Raw genomic sequence first — 11,196 nt, 5'->3', positions numbered from 1 at the left:
TAATGGATTATACGCAACTCATAGAAAATCAGCGCGAATTCTTCCGCACGCACCAAACCAAGGATATACGTTTCAGGAAAGAGCAACTGAAAAAACTGCAAAAACTGGTTAATGATAACGAAAAAGCCTTCTACGAGGCCATCTATAAAGATTTCGCAAAATCCGCGTTCGATACTTTCACCACTGAAATTTCAATCATCAATAAAGAAATTGAGTATTTTTTGCGCAACCTTTCGCAGCTTGCTAAACCCGAAAGAAAATGGACGAACCTAGCGAATCTTCCGGGCTCAAGCAGGGTTTACAGTGAACCTTTGGGTACCGTTTTGGTCATTGGTGCGTGGAACTACCCTATTCAGCTTTCGCTGTTGCCGGCCATTTCCGCAATCGCAGCCGGAAACACCGTAATCCTAAAACCCAGCGAAATCGCACATCACACGATGTTGGTCATCCAAAATCTCATCAACCAACACTTTAAACCAGATTTCTTCCACGTGTGCATAGGCGGTGTGGAGGAAACTACGGAAATATTAAAGCAAAAATTCGACAAGATATTTTTTACCGGAAGTACACAGGTCGGCAAGATTGTTTATGAAGCCGCGGCAAAAAACCTGACGCCGGTAGTTTTGGAACTCGGCGGAAAATCACCGGCGATCGTGACGGCCGACGCAGATTTGGAAGTGGCCGCACGCAGGATCGTGTGGGGAAAATTCATCAATGCCGGACAGACCTGTGTGGCGCCGGACTTCGTGCTGGTAGAAGAGAAAATCAAGGATCATTTTCTCGATTATCTGCGGGATTATATTAAAAAATTCGATTATAAGGCTGGTAGCGAGCATTATGCGCAAATCATTAATGACAAAAATTACGCGAGGCTTATGCAACTGATTGACCGCGGGAAAATTTATTTCGGCGGAAATACGGACCCCGGGACACGATACATCGAGCCAACTGTTTTGGACAATGTAAACTGGGATGATGAAGTGATGCGCGAGGAAATTTTCGGGCCCATTCTGCCGGTTGTTTCCTATAAATATTTTCGGGAGGCGATGAATCACCTGGCGCAACTCGAAAAACCGCTGGCAGCTTACCTGTTTTCGAACAATCCGGAAGAGATTAAATTCTTTAAAGACAACTATTCTTTTGGTGGCGGCTGTATAAACGACGTGATGATGCACCTCAGCAACGATGCGCTGCCGTTCGGCGGCGTGGGAAATTCCGGAATGGGCAACTATCACGGGAAATATGGCTTCGAGGCATTTTCACATAAAAAGGCGGTGCTGCACAGGAAAAACTGGGGTGAACCGGCCATTAAATATCCGCCATATACAGCCAAAAAACTTTCACTGATCCGGAAACTTCTGTCCTGGTAAAAGCCTGTTTTAAACACAAAAAAAGCCGTTTCACAAATTGTAAAACGGCTCGTTTTTTTAGTTAAATCTATTCTGAAATTGTCACCCGTGTTCCCATCGTATGCGCGCTCATCTGAGGTGCGTAATAGTTCTGCAGCGTCGTAATTCCGTTGCTGAAGGTTCCGGAGGCATTACAGATATAGTCGTACTCAAACACATACTTCCCTTTCGGCATATATTCGATATAGAAATTGGTTGATGCATCTTTTGTCGACTGATAATAACCCAATCCGTTTTTCCACTCATAACCGGAAATCACGTTTAGTGGCTCAAATCCGGCAGCGCGCATGTCCTTCAGGTGGATGAATTCCATATTCCTGTCGGTGTTCAGGATCATTCTTACGGTAACTTTATCGCCAACTTTCAGAGGTGTTGCAGCGGTTATTTTCTGAAGTTCCTCCCCATTTACGGTCTTTACTTTTTTGTAGAGTTCCTTGGTGATGGAAATATACGATTCGGACGATTTAATTTTATCAAGATCTTCATAATACTGCCAGAACAGTCCGCCCTGAACAACACCGGGGCCGGGTTTAGTAACGGTCACCGTTCCTAAGGTCTTGTCAATCTGTTCTGGCTTTACAGATGTTTTCACATAACCTGTGGCTTTGGTGTCCGGGTTTACAAGCTCCTTCCCTCCCCACACAATTGTTGCCTTATCACTTTCCGGACTTGTCCATGATTTTCCGGAATTCAGCATCGTAAAAATAACTTCAGCCGTTCCGCGCGAACTTCCCCAGGAATTCACTTCCTTCTGGGTCACGAGCCATATTTTCATTTCTTCAATGAAATCCGTATCGTTTGGAGTAAGCTTGTTAAAGGCTTCCAAAGCGCCGGCGTGGTTCACCGTTTTGGACGAATACCAACCCCAGTTGTTCAGGTTCTGTTTCCAGTACACGCCCTGAGTTTCGGTATCTGTAGAGGTTTCCTTTAGGTAATTCAGGAATTTCTTGGACTCCGTTTTCATTCCATATTTATCAAACAACAACGCCAGACGGTGCAGGCCAAAGAAGGTGAAATCAGTGATTTTCTCGGTTTTGGCTTTTGAAATCACAGCATTTTTCAGGGCTGTTCCTTTTGCTTTCAGCGGATACTGAGCCTCCCAATAACTGCGGGTATCCAGATAATCCAGTACGAAATTATTCACCACAAATTTTTTGTCAATGTTCCCATACTTAATAACTTCCTGATCTACATAACCGATGAGTTTTGAAACCAGTTCGTTCTGTTTTGAGGACTGGTAATCCGTTGTATTTCCTTTCAGCCATTCATTGATCCTTCCCAGATTTTTAAGAATATATAGTGAAGTATAATACGAACTCGGATAACCCTGATACCAGGAGAAGCCTCCATCGGGATTCTGCAGTTGTTTCAGTTCTGCCCAATCCGTCTGAATGGAGTTCCGCATTGTATTGGCATCGAAAAGACGGGCCAGTTTCTGCATCTGCTCGGTTTCACTTTTACTGTCCAGCACCCAGGGCGTTTCTTCGAGCAATAATTGTTTCAACTCCTGATTCTTCTCAAGATTTGAAGTTAATAAACCTTTCTGCTGGTATTCATCAAAAACCGTTTTAAGTTTCGGATTGGCTTTAAAAATTTCTGAAGCCAGAACATCCGCAAACCATTTGTTGAAAACCACATCAGCCGAACCGTTCTGATCGTTTTTCAGGCTTGGTAAGGCAAACATGATTTCCCAAATCGGGTTTGTCGTCAGCTCTAAAGTATTGGCAACGTTCGTGGCGGTTGTTGAATTGTTTTTAGCTAAATTCTCCAGGGTGAACGTTTTCGTCTGGCCTTCTTTTACGAAGATCGGAACTGCATCGGTTACCAACATTCTGTTTGGCAGAACAGCAATTGCTTTCTGCTCACCATCAGAAAAGTTTCCGGCCTGAGCGATTACCTTAATGATAATTGAAGAAACGTCATTCGGAACTTTTAATTTCCAGTTGACAACAGAATTTCCTTTTTCAGCCAGTTCAAATGATTTCTGAGTTTCTTTTAAACTGAATTTCCCTGAAATATCTTCATTGGTAAACGCATCCAAAATCTGAAGTTGTGCGGTACCATTTAAACTCTGGCTTACCAGACTCGAAAGTTTGGACTGCAAGTTCAGCTCGTCTCCTTCACGCAAAAATCTTGGATAATTTGGTGTAATAGAAAATTCTTTCTGCGTTACAACTTCTTTTTCTAAAGTTGCCGCTCTTGCATCTTTCGTATGCGCCAGGAACATGAGTTTCCACTGCGTCAGCGCTTCGGGCGAAGTAAATTCGAAGGTGACATTTCCGTCTTTATCGGTCATTAAATTCGGATAGAAAAATGCCGTTTCGTTTAGGTTTTGGCGGATCGAAATAGCTCCTAAATCTCTATTCACATTTCCCACGCCAGCCAAAACAACTGCTTCAATTTCATGTCTGACATTCGCTGTGTCCTTCAAGCCTTGACCGGAAATTTGAACACCAGCAACCCTACCTTGTAAAGCAGATGGCGCACTCATCTGCTGTTTTTCCATTGCGGAATCGGCCGCATAGGCTACGACCTCATTCTGGCGAACCATTCTTCCGTATACTCCACCATCAAACCAATTAAAATTAGGAATATTTATATTCTTCTGGTTTATGTAAGGAACTCTTTTGCTATAATGTTCCTGCGCCAGGTTCTTATCGACATCGTAAGAAGTCATTCTGAAATATTTCTGGTATAATTGCTGCCACGACCAACGGTTTACCGCAAACTGATCGAGCGACATATCATACATATTTGCCAAAACTTCGGCGCTTACTTTTTCTTTGTCATCACCCAGGATTTTTACAGTCCACTTCTCTTTTGAATTCGGTTGCAGTTTATCGCGGAAGGTGACGGTCTCAATTCTTAAAGGTTTTTTATCGGAACTGATCTTAAGATTGATGCTTTCGGTCTGTACATCATTGAACGCGACAATTTGAAACTGAACATTCAGCTGATCAATACTTTCATCTTTAGGAAAGGCAATGTCATATTCCAAAACACCGTTCTTAAGCTTTCGCTGCTCAGTAATGGTTTCCCCGTTTCCGTTCTGCACATATACATTGACCAGCGCATTCGGTATGGCCGAATACACATAAATCCTTGCTTTTTCAGAGCGTTTAAATTCACTTTTTGGCTGAAGTACTTTGAGGAAAGGTTTCTGGGTATCTACCAGAAATCTCTTGTCGAAAACTTCAAAGGTTTTTTCCGTTTTGATCGTGTCTTTCCCTTCAATATTGTAGAGTTCAAGACTGTATTTTCCGGCGGCGAGTTTGCCCAAGTCAAGAGATTCATCAGTTTTCTGCACTCCATTCAGAATGACAGATTGAACAGCAGGTTCTTTCTCGTCAATAGAAAAGTAATCATGCGGGAATTTCTGGATGAATTCCTGTTTTAACAATTTAGGCAAATCCTGGATTTCATTTTGGAAATTACTTCTGAAGATTCGTTCAGGCGGCAGCAGCTTCGACAGTTTAACCTGATAAGGCTTGTTAAAGTTCTGGTCGTTGTAGTTCTTAGTCTCAACCTTAACCTTAATATTTTCATCGGTGAAGCTGTCTTTTATATCATCAGCTTTAATATAATGCGACACGGAGGCCACCTTTACATTGGTGGTTTCCGACTGGGTTTCGCCATTGATGTCGGTCACCGAAGCATTAATTTCATAATTATCCACCTGAATTCCGTCCAGGGTTTCATCCTTTTTAAGGTCGATCCTGATCGTGAATTCACCTTTTTCATTGGTTTTTACATCACCAAGGATGGAATTCTCATTGTCGTTTCCGCGCGGATACCACCAAAAGTACATCCAGCGGATATTCTTCTTTTTGATTTCATAGTTCACAGTAGCATTGCTAAGCGGAACGCCTGAAAACATCATGGCTTTTCCTTTGACTTCTACTGTCTGCCCATACTTATATTCATATTTTACAGGCTCAAACGTCACCTCAAATTTGGGTCGTTTGTATTCTTCAACCTGAAAATATTTGGTTCCATCAATCAAGAAATCCGAATCTTCATCATCATTGTCAACCTCAATATAAAACTGTCCGTTCAGTTTTCCAAGCGGAAGCACGAATGATCCGTTTACAGAGCCGAATTCATTGGTGGTGAGCTGTTGCTTACTTACTTCATCGCCATTTGCATTGTTTAGCGTTATGTTCAGTTTTGATTTTGAAACTACATTTTCTGTTTTAGATTTTCCGTTGAAAGCCGTTGCAATCACTTTAAAATAAACCGTCTGCCCGGGTCTGTAAATCGCCCGGTCAAGGAATATTTGAGCAGTTTCGCGGTCGTTATTATCCTCTCCGCCATAATACCTGTCGCCATAAACCTGCATCAGGTTAAAGTCATTGGTTTTAGGCTGCTGAACCAGATAATAGCGGTAATACTCCTTACTTCCGGAATCAGGAAACCTAAAATTGGCGGCCTTATCCGTGTTTTGGCTCGTTATGTTTACTGTATTAGCGCCATTGTATTCGTAGATTTTAAGTCCTTCATTTGAGACCGACTGTCCGTTTTCGCGGTTCACCAGCTTCAGCTGATTTTCGAGCGGCTTTCTGTCGTCCTTTTTATCATATAAAATACGGGATTGGGTCGCAATGAAATAAAAATGTTCCTGGATGGCGCCATCCACAACGTATTCAGCCATATAAATTCCCGAAGGCAAAGGCTTAATTTCAAGTGAAGTTTTGTGTGTTTTATAATCTTTAAGGTCCTGAAGTTCAAACAGGTCTTTTCGGACCAAAGACTTTTTAACCGCCGCAAAACTGTTTTTATCGTAGGAATTGCGCACATACTTCATAAAGTTCTGTACATCTTCTTTTACCTCGTAAATATTCAGTGAAAACTGATTTACATTTTTTGCTTCGGCAACAAGGTGTATTGGACGATTGGATTGGGTATGGTCCTCAAATTTAATGATCAACAAAGGATTGGTAATCTGGTTTTCGCGGTTCTTAATATTATCGAGAAATTTAGATTTCGGATACTGTTTCTTTGCAGAGTCAGCCAATTGAAGCGCTTGAGTAAACTTCTGGTCAGCCGTTAGCAAGTCCATCATCTCTGCGATAACCAATACTTTGTAATCGCCATCAATGCCGGAATTTACAAGAGTCTGAAGCTGTTCAAATTTATCCTTACAGTTCAGGAACCCACAGTTATAATTAATTTTCTTGTGCTGAAAATAAAGCTTCGCATTACCCGCATTTTTAGCGATTAGTTCATCATAAAGAGTTATGATTTTTGCATGATTAACTTTGAGCTCATTTGGTGTGAAAAAGTTACTGTTCTTTAAAAACTCAATTTGATTCACCGTGTTCCAGTCAAACAGTGTCGGGAAGTAATCGAGATCTTCAGTGCCTTCAAAAATATCTTTGTATTTGCCCAGCTTAACCAGCTGTAAAGCTGCTTTTTTGGTTTCGAGTTGAGCAAAGTGTATGGTGAGGAAATTCTTGAAATCGAGTTTGCTCCAGGTTTCAATCTGCGCGAAATCCTGATTGTTAATGTTCGTACGTTGGTTAATTTCCCATGATTCATTCTCGTAATAATCAATAAAAAATTCGCCCAAAAGCACCTCATAAAGTAATTTCTGTTCACCTTTAAGTTTGTCGCCAAACGTAGAAAGTTTTGTAAAGAACTGGCTGGCCGAATCGTTGTTCTCATCGTCCTGCGTTTGGTTCACAATGCTGAATTCCGCTTTCAGCGAGCGTATAAGCTGGTTGGCATTATCGTCTTTCATCGCCTGTTTTTGGATTTCTAAAATGATTGGGAGGTTGGACTTAAATTTACCTGATTTATAGTTTTCTGCTACCTTCTTCCATTGGTCGTCATAGTACTTCTGGCCGAAAAGTGGTGAGAAGACTGCGGTGAGCAGCAAAAGCATAAAAACCCGGATGAACTTTTTCATAGATCTATAATTGAATGTAAGTAAGATGCAGCCGGCATTTATTGGTTAAATTTGCGCCGATGCAGTTCTTAAAAGTAGCAAAAAAATATATCATTGACAGTCAACTCTACGTTTCACTTATGGGAACTGCGATGGCTGTGTTCTTCATGCTGGAACAGAACGTATTGCGCTGGCCCACGGTACTGCTCATCTTCATCACCTACTTCAGCGGCTATCTGTATACCAAATACCAAAAGCACAGGCACTTTAACAAGATCCTGGTTTTTAATATGATTTGCGGAGTTTTATCCGGAGCACTTATTCTACTGAATCACAATGAGGTGCGGCTGCTGAAATGGCTTTGCATCGTTGCTCTGGGATTGCTGTATAATTCCTTTTTTCTGGAAAATTACATCCGCAAAATTCCGCTTCTCAAGGTGTTTTATGTGGGATTTACATGGGCCCTGGTTAATTCCTGGTTGATACTGCCCTACTTTCATCCCGGCATATTTATAGTGAGCCTGCTCTTCGTAACTGCGCTGGTCCTTCCCTTCGACATACGCGATATGAAACACGACGACGTTGTGACATTTCCCCGGCTGATTGGGGTTCAGAAAACGAAGTACCTGGCAAGTCTAATGCTTACCGCAGGTGCAGTTATTTCAATTTTTACGCTCCAAACAGAATTTGCTGCGGCTTTTGTCATCACCAACGTCATCTCCATGATCTTCGTTTACTTTTCTGAAAACACCAATAAGGATGCGTACTTTTCTTTTGGCGTAGAATCATGTTCGGCGATGCCGCTTTTAATTACCATTTTAATGAAGTATTTTTGACAAATGGTTATCCAAAAGCTCCAACTCATCCACTTTAAAAATCATCCCGAAAGAAATTTTGAATTTTCACCGCAAATCAATTGTTTTGTAGGCAATAACGGCGCGGGTAAGACCAACGTTTTGGATGCGCTGCACTACCTTTCGGTGGGCAAGAGTTTTCTTGGAAACACCGATCAAAACAATATTGAAAACGGTGAAGATTTCTTCAGCATTGAAGGAATAATCTCTGATGGCGAAAAGGAAAGCATTGTCAAAGTTCAGATGCCGCGCGACGCGAAAAAAATCATTAAGAAAAACGACAAGACCTACGACCGCATGGCCGATCATATTGGCTTTCTTCCGAGCGTTATCATTTCACCTTACGACTCGAACCTTATTTCCGATTCCGGTGAAAGCCGACGCAGGTTTCTGGACGCTATGATTTCGCAAACCGATTCAGATTACCTGTTCAACCTGATCCAGTATCAGAAAACCGTTCAGCAACGGAATGCACTGCTGAAAAGTTTTGCAAAAAACCGATATTTTGATGCGGAAAGCCTGGAGATTTATGATGAACCGCTTGTTAAATTCGGCAGCCGTATTTTTGAAAAAAGACGCGCATTTACCGATTCCATTCTCGAACTCATCCAGAACTATTACGAAATCATCTCCAAAGGAAACGAAAAGATCACGGTAGAATACGGGTCAGATCTTATTCATCAAAATTTTGAAGACCTACTCAGCACAAATCTGGAAAAAGACAGGGCTCTGACCTACACCTCGCGCGGGATTCACAAAGATGACCTGCTGTTTAACATGAACGGGCAACCTCTGAAAAAAACAGGCAGTCAGGGTCAGCAGAAATCTTTCCTGATCGCGCTGAAACTGTCGCAGATGAACCGTGTAAAAGAGCTTACCGGCAAAACACCAATCCTTCTGCTCGACGATATTTTTGACAAGCTGGATGACACACGCGTGGCACAGCTTATTGAACTTGTGAACCGTGAGCATTTCGGCCAGATATTCATTACCGATACGAGTAAAGAAAGAACTGAAGCGGTAGTAAGAAAGATTAATGAGGAGTCTAAAATTTTTGAAATCTAAATCCGAGGTCGAAATCTTACACGCCGAACATTCAGAAAGTGATATAACCCAAATTCAAATCTTATACAAAACAAAAAAATCTCCTTGAAGGGAGATTTTTTTTGCGATCCGGACGGGACTCGAACCCGCGACCTCCGCCGTGACAGGGCGGCATTCTAACCAGCTGAACTACCGGATCAATTTTTTGAAAAGTAATTAATAAAACTTTATGCGATCCGGACGGGACTCGAACCCGCGACCTCCGCCGTGACAGGGCGGCATTCTAACCAGCTGAACTACCGGATCATTAATACCTAAAGAACTTCTTCCGTTTTGGTGAGTGCAAAAATACACCTTTCTTTCTATCTACAAAACATTAAGGCAAAAAAAAATGCCTTCAAAACATGAAAGCATTTAGTCTCAGTACATTAAATTTTTATAAATGAGCTGACAATTTAGCAGCAATGGTCTCTTTTGGAGCCACACCTACGATTTTGTCAACCACTTCACCATTTTTGAAGATAAGAAGTGTAGGGATATTGCGGATACCGTAATCTACAGAAACCTGCTGGTTGTTGTCTACATCTACCTTACCCACCACAGCTTTACCATCGAATTCGGTGGCAAGTTCTTCTACGATTGGGCCAAGCATTCTGCACGGTCCGCACCATACTGCCCAAAAATCTACTAATACTGGTTTGTCTGATGATAGTACCGTTTCCTGAAACGATTGATCGGTGATTTCTAATGCCATTATATATATTTTTAAAATTAATATTAAGCTACAAAATTACAACAATTAAACCCAATAGGCCCAATTACTGTCTATAAGCGGAATTTGTATTTTCTATAGTGAAATCTTTCGCGATTTCTTTTAAGGCGGTCACCAGCGCGTCAATCTCATTTTTGGTGGTCAGATGGCTGAATGAAACGCGAAGCGGAGTGGAGTTCTCCAATTCGTCTTCACTGAGCAGCATCATAAGCACCATAGATGGCTTCGCGGCGCCTGAGGAGCATGCGCTTCCCTGCGAGATCGCGATGCCTCGCATATCGAGTTTCAGACCGATCATCGGGTCTTTAAATGGGAGCAAAACGTTCAGAACTGTGTAAAGACTTTCTTCTCCCGCACTCCGGCCATTGAATTTGACGCCCGAAATCTCTTCCGTAAGTCTGTCTACACAGTATTTTTTAATGTTTTTGATATGTCCGGAATATTCTGTCATGTGAAGTACAGAAAGTTCTAAAGCCTTGCCCAAACCTACTATTCCACACACATTTTCCGTGCCCGCCCGCAAACTTCTTTCCTGTGGACCACCTGTAATCAATGCTTTCAAGCCCGAAGACTTTCTCACAAAAGCAAAACCACTACCCTTCGGCCCGTGGAATTTGTGAGCAGAGCAAGAGGCAAAATCAACCGGAATATCGGAAAAATCGAGTTCCATATGTGCCATTGTCTGCACGGTATCTGAATGGAAAAGCGCGCCGTGCTCTTTGCAGATTAAGGCTGTTTTCTTGATGTCGAGGATATTTCCAATTTCATTATTAGCATGCATCAGCGTCACCAAAGTCTTCTTCTCGGAACTTTTCAGTGCTTCTGCCAATTTATCCAAATCGATGTCACCCTCTGGGTTTGGTCTTAAATAAACCACTTCCACACCGTGGCGTTTCTTCATGTCGAGCACGGTTTCGGCCACGCATTTGTGTTCGAGGGGAGAAGTGATGATTCGTTCTATATTCAGATGTTCTACACATGACTTGATGATCATGTTGTTCGATTCGGTTCCGCACGAGGTAAAAATAATCTCTGACGGCGAAACTTTGAGGTAATCTGCCACGCTGCGCCGAACATTTTCGATCAGAATCTTCGCTTCCTGCCCGAAGCTGTGTGTGGACGACGGATTGCCATAGTTCACCTTCATCACATCTACCATTACGTCTATCACTTCCGCTGAAAGCGGCGTTGTAGCGGCGTTATCCAGATATATTTTGTCCATGTAAATTA

General features: G+C 42.2%; 6 protein-coding genes and 2 tRNA genes. 3 read left to right on the top strand and 5 right to left on the bottom strand.

The features are described from left to right. Positions 1-2: 2 nt before the first annotated feature. A complete protein-coding gene (locus tag QEP06_RS00250) occupies positions 3-1,370 on the top strand; it encodes an aldehyde dehydrogenase (RefSeq protein ID WP_285268569.1) in 1,368 nt (455 codons plus the stop codon). Positions 1,371-1,437: 67 nt separating this feature from the next. Here the strand turns inward: QEP06_RS00250 and QEP06_RS00245 are convergent, their stop codons facing one another. Continuing rightward, complete coding sequence (locus tag QEP06_RS00245; protein ID WP_285268568.1) at positions 1,438-7,317, bottom strand: alpha-2-macroglobulin family protein; 5,880 nt, start codon at positions 7,315-7,317, stop codon at positions 1,438-1,440. Between the two features lie 59 nt (positions 7,318-7,376). On the opposite strand from QEP06_RS00245, the gene QEP06_RS00240 reads away from it, so the two are divergent. Both QEP06_RS00240 and recF read left to right on the top strand, forming a co-directional pair. Next, positions 7,377-8,132 carry a UbiA prenyltransferase family protein gene (locus QEP06_RS00240; protein WP_285268567.1) on the top strand — a complete coding sequence of 252 codons (756 nt, stop codon included), beginning with the start codon at positions 7,377-7,379 and terminating at the stop codon, positions 8,130-8,132. Between the two features lie 3 nt (positions 8,133-8,135). Then, entirely contained in the window at positions 8,136-9,215 is a 1,080-nt protein-coding gene (gene recF / locus QEP06_RS00235; RefSeq protein ID WP_285268566.1) for a DNA replication/repair protein RecF, read from the top strand. A 104-nt stretch (positions 9,216-9,319) separates the two neighbouring features. Here recF and QEP06_RS00230 read toward each other — a convergent pair. From QEP06_RS00230 to QEP06_RS00215, 4 genes are all read right to left on the bottom strand, one after another. After that, positions 9,320-9,393 (bottom strand) — tRNA-Asp (locus tag QEP06_RS00230). 33 nt (positions 9,394-9,426) lie between these two features. Further along, positions 9,427-9,500: transfer RNA gene (locus tag QEP06_RS00225), tRNA-Asp, on the bottom strand. 130 nt (positions 9,501-9,630) lie between these two features. Continuing rightward, complete coding sequence (gene trxA, locus QEP06_RS00220) at positions 9,631-9,948, bottom strand: thioredoxin (protein WP_251833662.1); 318 nt, start codon at positions 9,946-9,948, stop codon at positions 9,631-9,633. 64 nt (positions 9,949-10,012) lie between these two features. Beyond that, positions 10,013-11,188: a cysteine desulfurase family protein gene (locus QEP06_RS00215; protein ID WP_285268565.1), complete on the bottom strand. Its 1,176-nt coding sequence runs from the start codon at positions 11,186-11,188 to the stop codon at positions 10,013-10,015. Positions 11,189-11,196: the final 8 nt, after the last annotated feature.

Origin of the sequence: Kaistella rhinocerotis, assembly GCF_030243905.1 — a bacterium.
Classification (GTDB): Bacteria; Bacteroidota; Bacteroidia; order Flavobacteriales; family Weeksellaceae; genus Kaistella; species Kaistella rhinocerotis.
This window is presented reverse-complemented; position numbering and strand designations above follow the sequence as displayed.